The sequence below is a fragment of the Chryseobacterium sp. D764 genome (genome assembly GCF_019317325.1).
Classification (GTDB): Bacteria; Bacteroidota; Bacteroidia; order Flavobacteriales; family Weeksellaceae; genus Chryseobacterium.
On the sequence record NZ_CP079219.1, the window covers coordinates 1,045,127 to 1,061,847 of the forward strand.

At 36.0% G+C, this 16,721-nt stretch carries 19 protein-coding genes and 1 other RNA gene; 3 read left to right on the plus strand and 17 right to left on the minus strand.

The window, feature by feature from the left end:
• Positions 1-169: 169 nt before the first annotated feature.
• From KYG33_RS04640 to KYG33_RS04650, 3 genes are all read right to left on the minus strand, one after another.
• Positions 170-553, minus strand: a complete 384-nt coding sequence (locus KYG33_RS04640; protein ID WP_219072769.1) for a lipocalin family protein — start codon at positions 551-553, stop codon at positions 170-172.
• Between the two features lie 197 nt (positions 554-750).
• Entirely contained in the window at positions 751-1,701 is a 951-nt protein-coding gene (locus KYG33_RS04645) for a glycosyltransferase family 2 protein (RefSeq protein ID WP_077417043.1), read from the minus strand.
• 16 nt (positions 1,702-1,717) lie between these two features.
• Complete coding sequence (locus KYG33_RS04650) at positions 1,718-2,320, minus strand: DUF4199 domain-containing protein (RefSeq protein WP_219072770.1); 603 nt, start codon at positions 2,318-2,320, stop codon at positions 1,718-1,720.
• 131 nt (positions 2,321-2,451) lie between these two features.
• Here KYG33_RS04650 and ffs point away from each other — a divergent pair.
• An RNA gene (gene ffs / locus KYG33_RS04655) (signal recognition particle sRNA small type) lies at positions 2,452-2,549 on the plus strand.
• A gap of 116 nt (positions 2,550-2,665) precedes the next feature.
• Here ffs and KYG33_RS04660 read toward each other — a convergent pair.
• The 7 genes from KYG33_RS04660 to gyrA form a co-directional block, all read right to left on the minus strand.
• Positions 2,666-3,352 (minus strand): metal-dependent hydrolase, encoded by a 687-nt coding sequence (locus tag KYG33_RS04660; protein ID WP_077417039.1) that lies wholly within the window; start codon positions 3,350-3,352, stop codon positions 2,666-2,668.
• 68 nt (positions 3,353-3,420) lie between these two features.
• The gene (locus tag KYG33_RS04665; RefSeq protein WP_077417037.1) at positions 3,421-3,708 is read right to left on the minus strand and encodes a hypothetical protein; all 288 of its coding nucleotides are present in this window, start codon (positions 3,706-3,708) and stop codon (positions 3,421-3,423) included.
• 5 nt (positions 3,709-3,713) lie between these two features.
• Positions 3,714-4,160 carry an SRPBCC family protein gene (locus KYG33_RS04670; protein ID WP_219072771.1) on the minus strand — a complete coding sequence of 149 codons (447 nt, stop codon included), beginning with the start codon at positions 4,158-4,160 and terminating at the stop codon, positions 3,714-3,716.
• Between the two features lie 17 nt (positions 4,161-4,177).
• Positions 4,178-5,107 (minus strand): 1,4-dihydroxy-2-naphthoate octaprenyltransferase, encoded by a 930-nt coding sequence (gene menA, locus KYG33_RS04675; protein ID WP_077417033.1) that lies wholly within the window; start codon positions 5,105-5,107, stop codon positions 4,178-4,180.
• A gap of 72 nt (positions 5,108-5,179) precedes the next feature.
• The gene (locus tag KYG33_RS04680) at positions 5,180-6,016 is read right to left on the minus strand and encodes a 1,4-dihydroxy-2-naphthoyl-CoA synthase (RefSeq protein WP_077417031.1); all 837 of its coding nucleotides are present in this window, start codon (positions 6,014-6,016) and stop codon (positions 5,180-5,182) included.
• Positions 6,017-6,237: 221 nt separating this feature from the next.
• Complete coding sequence (locus KYG33_RS04685) at positions 6,238-7,272, minus strand: tetratricopeptide repeat protein (protein WP_180563850.1); 1,035 nt, start codon at positions 7,270-7,272, stop codon at positions 6,238-6,240.
• Between the two features lie 30 nt (positions 7,273-7,302).
• Positions 7,303-9,888 (minus strand): DNA gyrase subunit A, encoded by a 2,586-nt coding sequence (gyrA, locus tag KYG33_RS04690; protein WP_077417027.1) that lies wholly within the window; start codon positions 9,886-9,888, stop codon positions 7,303-7,305.
• A 150-nt stretch (positions 9,889-10,038) separates the two neighbouring features.
• Between gyrA and KYG33_RS04695 the strand changes: the two genes are divergently transcribed.
• Entirely contained in the window at positions 10,039-10,353 is a 315-nt protein-coding gene (locus KYG33_RS04695) for a DUF4286 family protein (protein ID WP_047385794.1), read from the plus strand.
• A gap of 42 nt (positions 10,354-10,395) precedes the next feature.
• Here KYG33_RS04695 and KYG33_RS04700 read toward each other — a convergent pair whose 3' ends face one another.
• The 4 genes from KYG33_RS04700 to KYG33_RS04715 form a co-directional block, all read right to left on the minus strand.
• Positions 10,396-10,617: a hypothetical protein gene (locus KYG33_RS04700; RefSeq protein ID WP_175627249.1), complete on the minus strand. Its 222-nt coding sequence runs from the start codon at positions 10,615-10,617 to the stop codon at positions 10,396-10,398.
• A 112-nt stretch (positions 10,618-10,729) separates the two neighbouring features.
• Positions 10,730-10,909, minus strand: a complete 180-nt coding sequence (locus tag KYG33_RS04705; protein ID WP_077417025.1) for a quinol oxidase subunit 4 — start codon at positions 10,907-10,909, stop codon at positions 10,730-10,732.
• 148 nt (positions 10,910-11,057) lie between these two features.
• Entirely contained in the window at positions 11,058-11,549 is a 492-nt protein-coding gene (locus KYG33_RS04710; protein WP_077417023.1) for a GNAT family N-acetyltransferase, read from the minus strand.
• A gap of 5 nt (positions 11,550-11,554) precedes the next feature.
• Positions 11,555-12,067, minus strand: a complete 513-nt coding sequence (locus KYG33_RS04715) for a DUF421 domain-containing protein (RefSeq protein WP_077417022.1) — start codon at positions 12,065-12,067, stop codon at positions 11,555-11,557.
• 120 nt (positions 12,068-12,187) lie between these two features.
• Between KYG33_RS04715 and KYG33_RS04720 the strand changes: the two genes are divergently transcribed.
• Positions 12,188-12,730, plus strand: a complete 543-nt coding sequence (locus tag KYG33_RS04720; RefSeq protein WP_077417020.1) for a DUF3828 domain-containing protein — start codon at positions 12,188-12,190, stop codon at positions 12,728-12,730.
• Positions 12,731-12,764: 34 nt separating this feature from the next.
• Here the strand turns inward: KYG33_RS04720 and KYG33_RS22610 are convergent, their stop codons facing one another.
• The 3 genes from KYG33_RS22610 to uvrA form a co-directional block, all read right to left on the minus strand.
• The gene (locus KYG33_RS22610) at positions 12,765-12,899 is read right to left on the minus strand and encodes a bacteriocin-like protein (protein WP_077417018.1); all 135 of its coding nucleotides are present in this window, start codon (positions 12,897-12,899) and stop codon (positions 12,765-12,767) included.
• Between the two features lie 114 nt (positions 12,900-13,013).
• Positions 13,014-13,418: a hypothetical protein gene (locus KYG33_RS04725; protein ID WP_077417016.1), complete on the minus strand. Its 405-nt coding sequence runs from the start codon at positions 13,416-13,418 to the stop codon at positions 13,014-13,016.
• A 314-nt stretch (positions 13,419-13,732) separates the two neighbouring features.
• Positions 13,733-16,564 (minus strand): excinuclease ABC subunit UvrA, encoded by a 2,832-nt coding sequence (uvrA, locus tag KYG33_RS04730; RefSeq protein WP_219072772.1) that lies wholly within the window; start codon positions 16,562-16,564, stop codon positions 13,733-13,735.
• Positions 16,565-16,721: the final 157 nt, after the last annotated feature.

The following is a 16,721-nucleotide window of genomic DNA, read 5'->3' on the forward strand; positions in this document are numbered from 1 at the left end:
ACCGTAACGATCTTTACTGAAAATCTATAAAAGGTTTTTCATGTCTCTCACAGGACTTTCAATATTATTTTAAACAAAAATAGGATTAAAATTTCTAAAAATCTTTGTCTTTTGACAATAAAATACCTGATAATTTTCAATTTTTTGCTTTTCAGAAAAAGACTATTTCTTATTTCTCCTTTCCTCTTACTTTTTTATAAAACCATGTTTTAGGACTTCCGGCCATTGAAAATAAAAGCAGGTAATCTTTACTGATATTAGAAATTCTCATGGATGTTACTTTTTCATCACCATGATACTTCATTTTCAACAAATTATTTTCTATCTGATAAGTCCCGTTATTCCCCATCGAACTGAAAGTTTTATCCCGATAAAAAGTGAGAATTCCTGTTCCGTATCTGGAATTGTTTGTCTTGGTCTTCAACGTATCCGTCTGACGGATTTCCCCGTCATAAATATCAATAAACTCCCAGGAACCAGAAAGTTTGTTGGATGAGCAGGAAGCTGTAAAAAGTAAAAGAAAATAAAAAAGAATAGGTTTGAGGTTAAACATGAAGGTTAAAAGTTTTTATAAATTACAAAAAGCACCCTGCTGACAGAGTGCTTTCATTTATTAAGATGAATTTTTATAATTAATTGTGGTGTACTATTATTTAGCTTAAAAACCACTAAGTACACTAATTTTTATACACTAATATCACAAACACCAATAGTGTCATTTGTGAAACATTTGCGTCATTAGTGTTTAAATTATATCACTTCATCAATATTATAATTCTTGTGTTCGCGGTTCGTTCTGATAATCATTTCTCCTAAGAATCCTGCTACAAACAGAAGACTTCCCAAAATCATCATTGTTAAAGCAATAAAGAACCAAGGATTATTGGTAATTAAATGTCCGTAAATTCCTCTTGCAACATCAATCAATTTTGAAATTCCCAGCCAAAGTGCAGAAAGAAAACCAACAATAAACATTAAAGTCCCTACTGCTCCGAAGAAATGCATTGGTCTTCCTCCAAAACGACTTACAAACCAAAGAGTTATCAAATCCAGAAAACCTCTTACAAATCTTTCAGTTCCGAATTTTGAAGTTCCGTAAGGCCTTGCCTGATGCTGTACTTCTTTTTCAGTAATTCTTCTGAAGCCTGCATTGGCAGCTAATACCGGAATATAACGGTGCATATCTCCGTAAACATCTACAGATTTTACCACCTGCTTTTTGTAAGCCTTCAAACCACAGTTGAAGTCATGAAGATAAACTCCTGAAACTTTTCTTGCTGCTGCATTGAATAATTTTGACGGAATATTCTTCGTCATTACATTATCAAAACGCTTCTTTTTCCAACCGGAAACGATATCGTAGTTGTCATGGATTACCATATTGTACAGTTCCGGAATTTCTTCAGGGAAATCCTGCAAGTCTGCATCCATGGTAATAACTACATCTCCGTTTGTTCTTTCAAAGGCTGCATGAAGAGCCTGAGATTTTCCATAATTTCTGGAAAATTTAATAGCGTGGATCTGAGGATACTGAACTTTCATATTCTCAATAATGCTCCACGACAAATCCGTACTTCCATCGTCTACAAACCAGATTTCATAAGATAAATCGTTGGTTGTGCATACTTTATCAATTCTTGAAAAAAGCTCTTCCAAAGAGTCTTCTTCGTTCAGTAACGGAATAACTATAGATAAATTCATTTAATTTTAATAAAAATTAGGCTTGATTTGTTTCTTCGGGCTGATGTATTGTTCTTGTTCTGAAAAATGCTCCGAAAAACACCGACAAAACTACGTAAAATATAAGAATTGCTGCAAAGTATCCTGAAAAATGACTTGCGGTAAGCATATCTTTTCCTTTAACCGCCTCTGGAGTGAAGCTTTGTAATCTTTCTATGTACTTCTGATCCAGCTCATCAATATCTTTCTGATGCTTCAGAATTTTTCTTGCAGAGGTGTATTCTGTATCCAATTCTGATTTTTGTCTCTGAACATATTGGTAGTTCAACAGCTTTTTGGCCGCCGGATCTACAAAGTTTAAAAAGGCATAAATACTGAAAATGGAAAGAATTCCTCCGACAAACATCGGAACGAATGCTCTTTTGAAAGCTTCTTTGAATTTTACTACTCTATGGTTGTTCCAATAGGATTTTACAGACCAGAAAGCAGCCCCTGCATAGAGAAGAGGCAAAACAAAAGCATTGGATTTCAGAGAGATATCAAAATAATTGATTCCTGAGAAAAAAGTGTATACTACAAAGAAAACGATCATTGTAGCGATAAAAAGTATAATTCCTAGTGTTGATGGACTTTTCGTCATATTTAAATTTTTAGAAAAAAGTTGAAAAATTTTCCCTCTAAATGTCAAGTGTTTAGCTTTACCACGGCATTTTTTCGACTAATTTTCTTTGATAAAGTTTTGAAGTTTATAAAATATTCCTACCTTTGCAACGGCAAGTCCTAAACAACCAGCTCCTGAGAATCCTCCAGGGTGGGAACGCAGCAAAGGTAATTGGTCGTAGCGGTGTGATTTAGGTAGCTTGCCATTTTTTTTTGGTTTAAATTGAGAAGAGAGGTAATTTGATAATTATCTTTTTTTGTTTTTAATACCTTACGCATCATTTTCATTTTTCTAATTTTTCAGATTACCTATTCCCGTTATTGATTAAAACTCGAATGTCTCGCCTAATTTTGGTAAAACAAGTTCTACATTTTTATCTGCAAAATGTTTTAATGCACTTTCATGATTGATCTCAATTGCCGGGAAAGTATCAAAGTGACATCCGATTACTTTTGGAGTTTTCAACAGTTCTGCAGCGGCAAAAGAAGCTTTTCTAGGGCACATTGTGTAGTGGCTCCCGATTGGAAGGATAGAAAGATCAATGTTTCCGTATAATCTCGGGAACAGCTCCATATCTGCCATTACTCCTGTATCTCCTGCCAAATAGATATTCTTACCTTCAGGCAATCTGAAGATATACCCTACAGGAACGCCACCATAGCTTCCATCAGGGAAAGAACTTGTATGGTGAGCCGGAACCATGGAAATTTTAAGATCGTCAATTTTTGCAGATCCTCCTAAGTTCACATCGTCTCTATTTTTAGCCTGTTGAAAATAACCGCATACTTCTGGTACTCCAATGATGGTAGCTTCCGGATAATGCTGCAATACTTCTGCTACATCGGCAATATGATCACCATGTGCATGAGTCAACAGGATGTAATCAATTTTCTGAGCAGAAATATCAAAACCTGATTCTGCTTTTTTGTAATTGTAAAAAGGGTCGCTCAAAATTGTTTTGTCCTTGTACGTAAACAGGAAGCAATTTTGCCCTAAGAATTGTATTTTCATTTTAAATTTAGTTTAAAATTTTGAATAATGATGTCTCATCCCTTTAAGGAAAAGAATCATCTTTTTATTTAAGAACATCCCATGGGTGGCTTTATAAAAAACTCATATATCAACAGACATGTGGGTATTATTATTAAAATCTGGAGACCCAATAACGGTTTCATTATTTGTACTTTCCCGATTAATACATAAAAAGCTAACACAGCATTAGAAATGATAATCAAAGTAACCAAGGCAGGAATGAAATCAATTTCAAAAACTGACATACCCCCCATTAACTCTTCTATCAAATAATAAATAAGTAATAAAGCTAAAACAATAGACAGACAAGAAGTTATCTTTAAAGCAGTCTTCATGTGTTCTATTTTTGCGGGAATTTATCTTCAATCAGTCTGAGATTAATTCCATGTTCCAGATATGCTTTACAGCCGTCTAAAACTGTCGTAAAACCTCCTGTATTGTCATTAATTACTTTTAACAGATCTTCACCTGTCTGGCTGAATCCGTAGCTTTTAATCACAACAAGAGTGCCTTTTTCCATGGTTTTGAATTCATAATCTACGTTCGTTGAAGGCTCTCCCCACTCTGTTTTGATCAGTTGGTATGGGATGACCTGATGTACATTTACTACGTTTTTTACTCCGTACATTTCCCATTCCCAGGTAACTGTTTTACCTTCTTCTAATTTTCCGGTAGATTTTGTGAACCAGAAATGAGTTGTTATTTCAGGATTGATAAATGCTTCAAAAACATCTTCAACCGGTTTCCTGATAAGCATTTGAGCTTCAACATAGACATTAGAACTCATGGTATAATATTTTAGATTTAGTTAAATAAATTAAGTCCGGCTGCTGTAAGAATTGCCATTACAAACGTCATGATGCCTACCTGCTTTAAATACTGGTCTAATTCTTTTGGCTCTTTTACCGATAAAATCTTTCTTCTCAGTTTTGATAGTGGGATCAACAGAATCATTACGATGAAAACGTAATAGTTTTGCTGCTGCATAAATCCGTTTATTCCTAAAAACGCAAGAATCAGCAATAAAGGAAGCTGTAACAGGACCATTTCATAGATCATTGCATTTCTGAATCCCATTCTTAAAGCAAGGCTGTTTTTTCCTGAAAGTTTATCACTTTCAATATCTCTCATATTGTTCAGGTTAAGAACTGCCATACTCATCATCCCAACAGCTGTTCCAGGTAATAGCATATCCCAGCTGAAAGTTTTCGTGAATAAAAAGTAACTTCCACATACAGAAACAAGTCCGAAAAAGATAAACACGAAGATATCTCCCAACCCCATGTATCCATATGGTTTTTTACCTACTGTATATCCAATTGCTGCCAGAATACTTGCTACTCCCAATCCTATGAAAATATAGAATTCATTCATGTAGTTTGGAATGAAAGCCACATACAATAAAGCAATGGTAGCAATAAGAGATAATGCTGCGAAAAGGATCACTGCATTTTTCATCTGTTTAGCCGTAATTTTTCCTGATGCTACAGCTCTCGCTTCAGCTTCATTGATTCTTTTGGCATCGGTTCCTTTTACTCCGTCACCATAATCATTGGCATAATTTGATAAAATCTGGTATAAAAGTGTTACCAAAAGGGCCAGAGCAAAAATTTTCCAGTCCCAGATTCCACCTTCTCCGTAAAGTCTCCATTTTGCAATGAAAGCTCCCATAATAATTCCGCTTAAGGAAAGCGGTAAAGTTCTTAGCCTTGCGGCTTTTATCCAATCAGTCATATAATTATAATTGATAAACGATAATTGATAAATGATGATTGAGCGATCATTTATCAATTATCAATTATATTTTTAAGATATCCATTGATCTTCTCCGAAGTTCGGTTTTCTTTTTTCAAGGAATGCATTTCTTCCTTCTTTAGCTTCTTCAGTCATGTATGCTAAACGGGTTGCCTCTCCTGCAAATACCTGCTGTCCTACCATGCCATCGTCTGTAAGATTCATGGCGAATTTCAGCATTCTGATAGACATCGGAGATTTTCCTAAAATTTCTTGTGCCCATTCGTAAGCTGTATCTTCTAATTCTGCATGCGGAACTACTTTATTTACCATTCCCATTTCAAAAGCTTCCTGAGCGGAATAGTTTCTTCCTAAAAAGAAGATTTCACGGGCTTTTTTCTGACCTACCATTTTAGCAAGGTAAGCAGAACCATAACCACCATCAAAGCTTGTCACATCAGCATCTGTCTGCTTGAAGATTGCATGTTCTTCACTTGCTAAAGTTAAATCACATACTACATGAAGTGAGTGTCCTCCACCAACTGCCCATCCCGGAACCACTGCGATAACCACTTTCGGCATGAAACGGATCAAACGCTGAACTTCAAGAATATTTAAACGGTGTCTTCCATCTTCTCCAACATATCCCTGATCTCCTCTTGCTTTTTGATCTCCTCCACTACAGAAAGCCCAACCTCCGTCTTTTGGACTTGGTCCTTCTCCTGAAAGTAAAACAACACCTATTGAGGGGTCTTCAGAAGCGTCATAAAAAGCATCATATAATTCTGAAGTTGTCTTTGGCCTGAACGCATTACGTACTTCCGGTCTGTTGAAAGCAATTCTTGCTACTCCGTTAGATTTTTTATAGGTAATATCTTCGTATTCCTTGGCGGTTTTCCACTCGATCATCTTATAAAAATTTTTCTCAAAGATACGGAATTACAGAGAAATTCTCTGTGTGAAATTCACCCATCATTTCAATAAAGAAGAGAAATTTTGAATGAAAAATTTCTGCTTGTAGATATTGAGTAAGAATGTGTTTTTCAGAATGGGCAACGGACTCTGTTTTCTTAAAAAATAAAAGCCGGAACATTGCTGTTCCGGCTTTTTATAGTTAAGTTATCAAATGATTACTTAGCAGCTGCACTAAGCTCAGCTTCTTTAGCTTTCATTTCTTTAACTTTTTCAATGTTTTTAGTTACTACATAAATTTCCTTCAATGCAGAAACAGCGTCAATACTCTTTGGATTTGCTTTATACCATCCTTCTGCGTATGGTAATGCTTTTCCAAATCTTTCTCTTCTTGCGTCGATCAATTTAGAAGCTTCATCCGGTTTGTCTTTTCTCAATGCATTGATCTCTCCTACTACTTTAGCATCATCACCAATAGTTGTATACACTAAGTTCTGATAAGCATCAGAGAAATCAGGTTTAAGTTCAATTGCTTTTTTAAATGCTTCTAAAGCATCATTAACAGTAGCAGGATTTTTAGCCTGCATTACCCCAAGATTATACCAATTTGTTGGGTCGTTAGGGTTCTTAGCTAGTTGTTCTTTCAATCCGGAAACGAATTTATCTGTATTTCCAGACTGAAGATATGCTGTAGTCTGAGCTTCTTTAAGTTTAGCACTGTTTGGAAATTTAACTAATCCTTTTTCGATAACAGCAAGAGCTTCAGGTCCTTTTTTCGCATTAAGAAGTAATGAAGCCAGAGTTTCATATAAATCTCCCTCTATACTTTTAGTCTGCTCTGTTTTGAAATCAGTATAGTCAGCATTCTTCTTCATAAGCTCCCAAGTCGCTTTATCAAGATTCACTACCTGTCCTGTTTTCTTTTCTTTTGCAGTATAAGTTGTTTCTACTCCTGTAAATCCGGAATTAACAAGGTCTGTATATATTTTGATAGACTGGTCACTGTTATTTGCTAACGCATGGCTAAGTCCTGCATAATACATATATATTTTGTTGTCCTGACCACTAGATTTCAACAAGTCATAAACTTCTATAAACTTAGGTGCTGCAGCTGCATAGTTTTTTGCATTATATGCATCCATAGCAACCTTATTAGCTTCCTGAAGCTGGGCATTCAAAGCAGCTGCATCTTTTTTCTGCCCAAAAGCAAAAGCAGACGCTACGATAGCCATTCCTAAAATTAGTTTCTTCATAATAACTATTTTATATTTATATTGTACAATTTATTCTTCAGAATCAGAATTCTCATTTTCCTCTGCTGGAGTTTCATTTTCAGCCTGAGGTATTGTATTGTCTTCCTGGTTATCAGCTACAATGTCTGTTCCTTCTTCAATTTCTTCAGAATCTTCTTCTACATCTTTGTCCATTGCTACTTTTGCGATGGCTGCAATTTCGTCATTTTTCTTAAGATTGATCAGTTTTACTCCCTGAGTATTTCTACCCATTACTCTCATTTCATCCATTCCCATTCTGATCGCAACACCGGATTTATTGATAATCATCAATCCATCTTCGTCTGTTACATTTTGAATAGCAATCAGGTTTCCTGTTTTTTCGGTAATGTTCAGGGTGATAACTCCTTTTCCTCCTCTGTTGGTAATTCTGTAGTCTTCTACTGCAGTTCTCTTTCCATATCCTTTTTCAGATACTACAAGTACTGTTTCGTTTTCTACATCGTTCACAACAATCATACCAATAGCTTCATCATTGTCTTCCATCGCAATACCTCTTACCCCGATAGATCCTCTACCTACCTCTCTTACCTTTTCTTCAGGGAAGCGGATACATTTACCATTTTTGGTAGCAATCATGATCTGAGATGTTCCATTGGTAAGGTAAGCACCTAATAACTGGTCATTATCCCTAATCTCGATAGCATTTACCCCGTTTACTCTTGGTCTTGAATAAGCTTCTAATGATGTTTTCTTGATAGTACCGTTTTTGGTAACCATCACAACACTCATCTGATTTACATATTCTGAATCCTTCAGGTTGTTGGTTCTGATATAAGCTTTGATCTTATCATCCGGTTCAATATTGATAAGGTTTTGTACCGCTCTTCCTTTTGCTGTTCTGGAGCCTTCCGGAATTTCAAATACTCTTAACCAGTAGCATCTTCCTTTTTCTGTAAAGAATAACATATACTGGTGGTTGGTGGCAGAAACGATATATTCAAGGAAATCGGAGTCTCTTGTTGTTGCTGCTTTATTTCCTACACCTCCTCTACTTTGAATTTTATATTCTGAAAGGGAAGTTCTCTTGACATATCCTGCGTGAGAAATGGTAAGAACTACAGCTTCGTTCGGGATAATATCTTCGATAGACATTTCTCCTCCTGAGTAATCAATTTCTGTTCTTCTTTCGTCTCCGTATTTTTCTTTGACTTCGATCAATTCATCTTTAATGATCTGGAATCTTCTTGGCTCATTGGCTAAGATATCTTCCAGATTTTCAATCTCTTTCATGATTGCGTCATATTCATCACGGATTTTATCAAGCTCCATTCCTGTTAAACGAGCCAATCTAAGATCAAGGATCGCCTGAGCCTGAATGTCTGAAAGTTCAAATGCCTCAATAAGGCCTTCTTTTGCAGCCTGAGGGTTTGCACTGTGACGGATAATAGAAATCGCTCTGTCTAAAGAATCCTGAGTTCCGATTACTTTCATGAACCCTTCAAGGATATGTGCTCTTTCTTTTGCTTTCTTAAGTTCAAACTGAGTTCTCCTTACGATTACCTCGTGTCTGTGCTCTACAAAGTGATGAATGATATCTTTAAGATTCAGCTGCTCCGGTCTTCCGTGTACCAATGCAATATTGTTTACACTGAAAGAAGTCTGAAGTGATGTATATTTATATAATAGGTTAAGAACAACATTCGGGATAGCATCGTTTTTCAATTCATAAACAACACGAAGTCCTTTTCTGTCCGATTCGTCTCTGATCTCGTGGATACCAGGGATTTTCTCATCTTTGACAAGCTCTGCTGTTCTGGCGATCATTTCCGCTTTGTTAACCTGATAAGGAATCTCGCTAACAATAATAGCATTTCTGTTTCCAATTTCATCAAAGCTAACCTTAGCTCTTAAAACAACTCTACCTCTTCCTGTGTGGAATGCATCTCTTACTCCATCATAACCGTAGATAATACCTCCTGTAGGGAAATCCGGTGCAATGATGTGCTGCATCAGCTCGTCTATTGTAATTTCCTTATTATCAATATAAGCGCAGATAGCATCTACAGACTCAGATAAGTTGTGTGGCGCCATATTAGTTGCCATTCCCACTGCAATACCAGAAGTACCGTTTACCAAAAGGTTCGGAATTTTAGTTGGCATTACTGTCGGTTCCTGTAAACTGTCATCGAAGTTATTCTGGAAATCAACTGTTTCTTTGTCTAAGTCTGAAAGCACCTCATCAGAGATTTTTTTCAATCTTGCCTCAGTGTAACGCATTGCTGCAGGCGGGTCACCGTCCATTGAACCAAAGTTACCCTGGCCGTCAACCTGAGGATAACGTAAGCTCCAGTCCTGGGCCATTCTTACCATAGCATCATATACAGAGGAATCTCCGTGGGGGTGATATTTACCCAAAACATCCCCAACAATTCTCGCAGATTTTAAATATTTTCTATTAGAAAACACCCCTAATCCATACATACCATAAAGTACTCTTCTATGAACAGGTTTTAAGCCGTCTCTTACATCCGGCAACGCTCTTGAAACGATAACGGACATCGAATAATCGATATAAGACGACTTCATTTCATCAACAATGTTGATAGGAATCAGTCTTTCTCCTTCTTTTTGCATAAACAAATTTTATTGTAATGATATTCAAACTCTTAGCTGTAAGTCTGAAAATTATTTATTTCCAATTTTTATTAACGGGCTAATTTACGAAAAAAATGCCGATTTTTGCTGTAGAATTTATCCAAAAAAATCTTAAAAATTCATAAAAATATGAGCGTATTAAGTATAACTTTCCACTGTACGAAAGACAACCTAGAAGAATGGGAAAATTATATTGATGAAACACTGGTTTTAATGACTGAAAACCTGATGGATGTAGACAAATATATTCTTTCTGAAGTACACAGTGACTTTATTGAGGAAGGTAAAAACTACAATCTTCTGTTAATCTTTGATAATGATCAGCTGAGGGAAGACTTCATTCAAAGTGAACTTCTGAATATTTCTGAAAGAATTGAGAAAAAATTTGGACAGGAAGTTATGATTTTTAATACTTTTCTGAATCCAAAAAAGTCGAGATTATAATTTATAATAAAAAAGCACTGAAAAAATCAGTGCTTTTCTTTTTTATCTGTGATGTCCATGACCACGGCCTCTGTGATGATGGCCACGATCGTCATAAATATACACTTTCTTAACCTGGCCAGGTGCATAGTATCTTGCACTTCCACCATAATATCTTTTTGCATGACCCGGCGGCATTCTTCTTCCATGAGGCTCATGCACTATGCAAGAGGACAGCATTAATAGGACCACTCCTACCCCAACAATTTTAAACATACTTTTCATTATTTTCACTTTTTCAATCTCGATAGCGAAATATATCAATGTTAATGCCAAAAGAAATTGAAATTAGGCTAATGTATGTTAAAACTGAATGTTGGTGTTCTTATTTTATAAGTTAGTAACCACTTCTCTTTTTCACCTGCCCAGGGGCATAATCTTTTGCGCTTCCACCATACACTTTTTTAGCCTGTCCCGGCGGAAGTGTCTTACCACGATGTCCATTGTCATGAACTACGCAGGATGAAAGCATAAATGCCACAATAAGTACTCCGGTAATTTTAATTATATTTTTCATTATTTCTATTTTTTCAACTTTATTATTACAAGGGTAATGCCAAATTGAAAAGTTCAAAACGTAAGGTTTAAGGTTTAAGGTTTAAAGATATCGAGTTATAGTAAAGCTATCCCTAATTCATAACTCATCATTTATAATTTATAATTCTCTAAATGATTTCGCTTCTTTTTTCCATCAAAACAAGATCTTTCCACTCGCCGTTGAGCTTTCCGATTTTTTTTCGGACTCCTACCACCCTGAACCCGTTTTTCTGATGAGACTTGACGGCCATCTCATTTTCGGAGAAGATATTGGTTTGTAATGTCCAGAATCCGTGGTCTTCGCTATCCAAAATTATCTTTTTAAGCAACACGGAACCCAATCCCTTGCCCTGGTATTCGTTATCAAAATAAATGCTTACTTCTGCAACTCCTTTAAAAGACTCTCTTTTGCTCACTGGCTTCAAAGCGCACCATCCTACCACATCATTATTTTCATTTTCCAGCACCCAGCGGCAGTCATTGAAATATTCCATACTCCAGGCTTCAGCTGTAGGAACTTCTGTTTCTAAAGTAGCGATTCCACCATCTACTCCTTGCCGGAAAATTTCAAGCACACGGGGTTCGTCACTGGGAAGCATTTCTCGTAATTCGTAATTCATCGTATTTAATGGTATTTTCTTTTCATTTTTCTTTTAATCCTTGAATAATGGGTCTGCTTGCTCTTTTCATCTTCAGAAACAACACTGATGTTGCCATCAACTTCCAAAACGGAAAGTTTTACATTCTGTATGTTTTCAATCCCATGTTCCCTTATAGCTTCTTCCAGTTCACTTTCTGTAATTTTCACACGATTCAGGGCTGCCAGATTAGCAATTCCATCTCTGATAAGAATTACCGGCTCATCTTCCATAAAGGTCTGAAAGGAACGGCTGGAAAACATGATCCTCTTTAAAATAAAATTAGCAACAAACAAAACCAATGCCGCAATAATTCCTCCCTGAAGAGAGGTATCAGGACCTACCATCGCATTCTGGACAGCATTTGAAATCAACAGCAATAACACAACATCTCCCGCATTGAGCTGGGAAAGCTGATTTTTACCAAATAAACGGATAGCAATTACCATGAACAGGTAAACGCAGAGGGAACGGACAGCAACGTTAAGAATAGGATCCACAATTTTTTTATCTACTCAAATGTATTGATTTTTGTGATTCTTAAAAAATATTTTATTGACAGATTTTGGTATACATTTTGAGCCTGGGATTCTGATAAATACCGCAAAAAATTATATCAAATGAAAAAATTATTTCTCTTTTTAGGAATTTTCCTATTCCTTGTATCCTGTAAAAAGAATGAAGTTCAGTCTGCTTTATCCCAAGATACAGTTATTCATGAGAAAGTAAATGAGTTTTATACTCAGTATGGCAAATCCAATGAAGCTATTTATAATCAACCGATTCCGGATAGTTTGTTTTCCCCGGGTTTAAAAAAAGTTTTAGACGAGGCAATACATGCATCAAAAGCGGATATTGAAAAGGTAAAAAAGAGTGATCATCCTGATGAAAAGCCATTAATCTTTGAAGGGGCTATTTTTTCCAGTCTTTATGAAGGGTTTACAGGTTATAAAATCAAATCTGTCAAGATACAGGATAAAACTGCTGAAGTACTGATAGCGTTTGAATACAATTCCTCTATTCCTAAAGAAACCTGGATGGATACCGTACATCTGATCAATACAGAGAAAGGATGGAGAATAGATAATGTTACTTTTGATAAGATAGGGAATTCTAAAGATCTTAAAGCAAGATTAACAGAATTTGTTCAAAGTACAAAATAATAGAAAAGCCGCTTATAAAAGCGGCTTTATTTTTTTATGGACACTGCACGATTGGAACATCACTGCAAATTACTTTATTTGCCCATTCGCAAAACGTACAGTATTTTTTAGGTTCTCCTCCGTACACTGACTTCAAATCTGACTTCGTCAGTTTCTTTAAATTTTTCATATAGTTCTAATTTTATGGTAGCCCAAAATTAAAACCTTGCTGTGTATTGTTTATTACAACTTAATCTGATAAGTTTTCATTATTCACACTTTTTTGAATAATATGCTGTAAATACTATCTGCTGTGAATCTCTACTGTCACGGGCATTACATAAGTGTAAGCAACCATATTTTCAGTCAGTTTATTGCGATCTACTTTATAATCAAGATCACTTAATACTGTTTCAATTTCTTTGCTTACGGTTTTGCAGTCTCCTGTGGAGTGAACATTTACAATTTTACCATTTTTTGCAATATCAAATTTCACTACTGAGTTTACTGTTCCCTGCTTGTAATCAGGATTGGTAAGGTCAAAATTAGCTTCCAGTTTATTTCTTATATCTGTAAAAGTCTCACTTCTATTCAGCTGAATAGGTTCAATGGTATTATGATTGGTAGTTTGGGCTTTGGCAGTGTTCAAAACGGCAGCAAATCCACAAACGAAAAGTGAAGCAAACAATATTTGAATTCTATTTTTCATAACTAATTGGTTTTAAATATTATACTAACCTTTTTTTGTATCTCTTACCCAAAGTTATTAAAAATAATTCATATTAATTTTACATTCAGTTAACATTGAGTTAACATTGTGATTTAATTAATTGATTTTCAGTGCAATAAATTTTAAAAATAATTGAAAATTTAATATTGGGAGACGATTTTAAGCATGAAAAAGGCTAAACCCGATGAGTTTAGCCAATATTATAGGAATTTTATTTTAAAAGTATTTCAACATTGCAACGGAAACTATTTAGATTCCTTCGGAATGACATACTGTATAATTTTTATAAATATTTACTCCAGTTCCCTCTTCAAAAACTTCCCTGTCAAGCTCTTCTTAGACTTCACAATTTCCTCTGGAGTTCCCTGTGCAACAATCTGTCCACCGTACTTACCTCCTTCTGGTCCCACATCAATAATATGGTCTGCTAATTTGATTACATCCATATTATGTTCAATAATAATGAACGAGTTTCCAAGTTCTACCAATTGGTTGATAGCATCCATCAGGATTTTTACGTCTTCAAAATGTAGTCCTGTCGTTGGTTCATCAAGAATATAAAGGGTATTTCCGGTTTGTCTTTTTGACAGTTCGGTTGCTAACTTGATACGCTGGGCTTCACCTCCTGAAAGAGTTGTTGATTGCTGTCCCAGGGTAATATACCCTAATCCTACATCCTGTAACGTTTTTACTTTTGCAAAAATCTTAGGAATCGGTTGGAAGAAATCTACCGCTTCATCAATAGTCATATCCAAAACATCAGAGATTGATTTTCCCTTGTAACGAACTTCAAGGGTTTCTCTGTTGAAACGTTTTCCGTTACAGGTTTCACAATGAACGTATACATCCGGAAGGAAATTCATTTCGATCACTTTCAATCCTCCACCCTGACAGGTTTCGCATCTTCCGCCTTTTACATTGAAAGAAAATCTTCCCGGCTTATACCCACGGATTTTACTTTCCGGAAGCTCAGCAAAAAGGTTTCTGATATCGGTAAACATTCCGGTATAGGTAGCAGGATTAGAACGTGGTGTTCTTCCGATTGGAGTTTGGTCTACATCTACAATTTTATCAATATTCTCCAGCCCTTCAATCTTTTTGTAAGGTAAAGGTTCCTGAACTGCTCTGTAGAAATGTTTGTTAAGGATTGGATATAAAGTACCATTAATCAAAGAAGATTTTCCACTTCCTGAGATTCCGGTTACTACTACCAGTTTTCCAAGAGGAACATCCAGGGTTACATTTTTAAGGTTGTTTCCTGTAGCTCCTTTTAAAACAATATTCTTACCGCTTCCCGCTCTTCTTTCTTCAGGAATTGCAATTTTTCTTTTACCATTGATATATTGAGCAGTGATGGTATCTGCTTTCAACAAATCTTTTGGTTTTCCCTGCCAAAGAATTTCTCCACCGAATTTTCCGGCTCTTGGGCCAATATCCAATACCTCATCGGCTTCAAGAATCATGTCTTTATCGTGTTCTACCACCAATACAGAGTTCCCGATGTCTCTAAGGTTTTTCAGGGAATGAATCAATCTTTCATTATCTCTCTGGTGAAGCCCGATACTTGGTTCATCAAGAATATATAAGACATTCACCAATTGAGATCCGATCTGTGTTGCCAGACGGATTCTCTGTGATTCTCCTCCCGAAAGGGTTTTTGAACTTCTGCTCAAGCTTAAATAATCCAACCCTACATCCAGCAAAAACTGAAGTCTGGTTTCGATCTCTTTTAAAATCTCGTGAGCAATGATTTTATTTTTTTCTGAGAATTTATCTTTAACATCAGCTAACCAATCTTTTAAATCTGCTAAACTTAAACCATTAACCTCAGCAATATTCTTTCCGTCAATTTTAAAACTTAAACTTGAAGGCTGAAGACGTGTCCCATGACATTCCGGACATGTTTCTTCTGTAGTGAAGTGTCTTTCCAGCAAAATAGCTTCATAAGATTCTCTTTCATCAATCATTTCCTCCATGAAAGCAATCAGCCCGTCAAAACCAATCTTAATCTTCTTGGTAATTCCCGCGTATTTAAGATCTTTATTAAATTCTTTATGACATCCGTTATAGATGTAATCCAGTGCTTCTTCAGGTATATCCTGCAAAGGTGTTGTTAATCCTAGTCCGAAAATCTCAAGAATATTTTTGATCTGTGAAAGAATCCATTTGTTTGATTTGATATCTTCCAATGGTAATAATCCTCCCTGATTGATTGATAGTTTTGGATTATCAATAAAATAATCGGTATTGATCTTTTTAATTGTTCCCAATCCTTTACAGTTCGGGCAGCTTCCTTTCGGAGAGTTGAATGAGAAAGTATTCGGTTCCGGCAAAGCCAAAGAATGTCCCGTTTCCGCATCCATCAGGTTTTTGGAAAAGTATTCAATGTCTTTACTTCCCAATTTCTGAATTCCGATAATTCCTTCTCCCATTTCCATCGCGGTACGCAATGATTTTTCCATTCTGCCTTCTGAGGCACTCTCCCCTATAATCCAACGGTCGATAACAATATCAATATCGTGGGTTTTATAACGGTCAAGCTTTAAATCGTATTCAATATCCTGCAATTCACCATCAATTCTTGCCTGTCCGTAGCCTTTTTTAGCCATCTGTACAAAAAGTTCATGATAGTGCCCTTTTCTGGAACGCACTACCGGCGCCAAAAGCATAATTTTCTCTTTTTTATAGTTTTCTTTGATGGTTTCCAGAATCTGATCTTCCGTATAGCTTACCAGCTTTTGCCCGGTAGACAAAGAGTACGCATCCGAAACTCTTGCATACAAAAGACGAAGAAAATCGTACAGCTCGGTTACAGTTCCTACGGTAGAACGAGGGTTTTTATTGGTTGTTTTCTGCTCGATGGCGATAACGGGTGAAAGTCCTTCAATTTTATCTACATCAGGACGTTCCAATCCACCCAGAAACTGACGTGCGTAGGCAGAGAATGTTTCGATATAACGGCGCTGGCCTTCTGCAAAAATGGTGTCAAAAGCCAATGAGGATTTTCCACTCCCGGAAAGGCCTGTAATAACGACCAATTCGTTGCGTGGAATTTTAACATTAATATTTTTAAGGTTGTGTTCACGTGCTCCGTAAACTTCTATATATTCTGTTGATTTGCTCATAATTCGGGATGATTTTGCCTGAAAATCACAACGTGCAAAAATACGAAATTTTATAGACTTTTTTTGAATATAAAAAGTATAAAAATTTCATAAATTCATAGAGGTTTGTAAAGTAATGTTACAGGGTGGTCATACAGGTTTTGGCTAAAGCCGGATG

What these genes read in the sequence shown, in the direction of transcription:
- KYG33_RS04640 (WP_219072769.1), bottom strand. Translation starts at nt 553, where the DNA reads ATGTTTAACCTCAAACCTATTCTTTTTTATTTTCTTTTACTTTTTACA.
- KYG33_RS04645 (WP_077417043.1), bottom strand. Translation starts at nt 1,701, where the DNA reads ATGAATTTATCTATAGTTATTCCGTTACTGAACGAAGAAGACTCTTTG.
- KYG33_RS04650 (WP_219072770.1), bottom strand. Translation starts at nt 2,320, where the DNA reads ATGACGAAAAGTCCATCAACACTAGGAATTATACTTTTTATCGCTACA.
- KYG33_RS04660 (WP_077417039.1), bottom strand. Translation starts at nt 3,352, where the DNA reads ATGAAAATACAATTCTTAGGGCAAAATTGCTTCCTGTTTACGTACAAG.
- KYG33_RS04665 (WP_077417037.1), bottom strand. Translation starts at nt 3,708, where the DNA reads ATGAAGACTGCTTTAAAGATAACTTCTTGTCTGTCTATTGTTTTAGCT.
- KYG33_RS04670 (WP_219072771.1), bottom strand. Translation starts at nt 4,160, where the DNA reads ATGAGTTCTAATGTCTATGTTGAAGCTCAAATGCTTATCAGGAAACCG.
- menA (WP_077417033.1), bottom strand. Translation starts at nt 5,107, where the DNA reads ATGACTGATTGGATAAAAGCCGCAAGGCTAAGAACTTTACCGCTTTCC.
- KYG33_RS04680 (WP_077417031.1), bottom strand. Translation starts at nt 6,016, where the DNA reads ATGATCGAGTGGAAAACCGCCAAGGAATACGAAGATATTACCTATAAA.
- KYG33_RS04685 (WP_180563850.1), bottom strand. Translation starts at nt 7,272, where the DNA reads ATGAAGAAACTAATTTTAGGAATGGCTATCGTAGCGTCTGCTTTTGCT.
- gyrA (WP_077417027.1), bottom strand. Translation starts at nt 9,888, where the DNA reads ATGCAAAAAGAAGGAGAAAGACTGATTCCTATCAACATTGTTGATGAA.
- KYG33_RS04695 (WP_047385794.1), top strand. Translation starts at nt 10,039, where the DNA reads ATGAGCGTATTAAGTATAACTTTCCACTGTACGAAAGACAACCTAGAA.
- KYG33_RS04700 (WP_175627249.1), bottom strand. Translation starts at nt 10,617, where the DNA reads ATGAAAAGTATGTTTAAAATTGTTGGGGTAGGAGTGGTCCTATTAATG.
- KYG33_RS04705 (WP_077417025.1), bottom strand. Translation starts at nt 10,909, where the DNA reads ATGAAAAATATAATTAAAATTACCGGAGTACTTATTGTGGCATTTATG.
- KYG33_RS04710 (WP_077417023.1), bottom strand. Translation starts at nt 11,549, where the DNA reads ATGAATTACGAATTACGAGAAATGCTTCCCAGTGACGAACCCCGTGTG.
- KYG33_RS04720 (WP_077417020.1), top strand. Translation starts at nt 12,188, where the DNA reads ATGAAAAAATTATTTCTCTTTTTAGGAATTTTCCTATTCCTTGTATCC.
- KYG33_RS22610 (WP_077417018.1), bottom strand. Translation starts at nt 12,899, where the DNA reads ATGAAAAATTTAAAGAAACTGACGAAGTCAGATTTGAAGTCAGTGTAC.
- KYG33_RS04725 (WP_077417016.1), bottom strand. Translation starts at nt 13,418, where the DNA reads ATGAAAAATAGAATTCAAATATTGTTTGCTTCACTTTTCGTTTGTGGA.
- uvrA (WP_219072772.1), bottom strand. Translation starts at nt 16,564, where the DNA reads ATGAGCAAATCAACAGAATATATAGAAGTTTACGGAGCACGTGAACAC.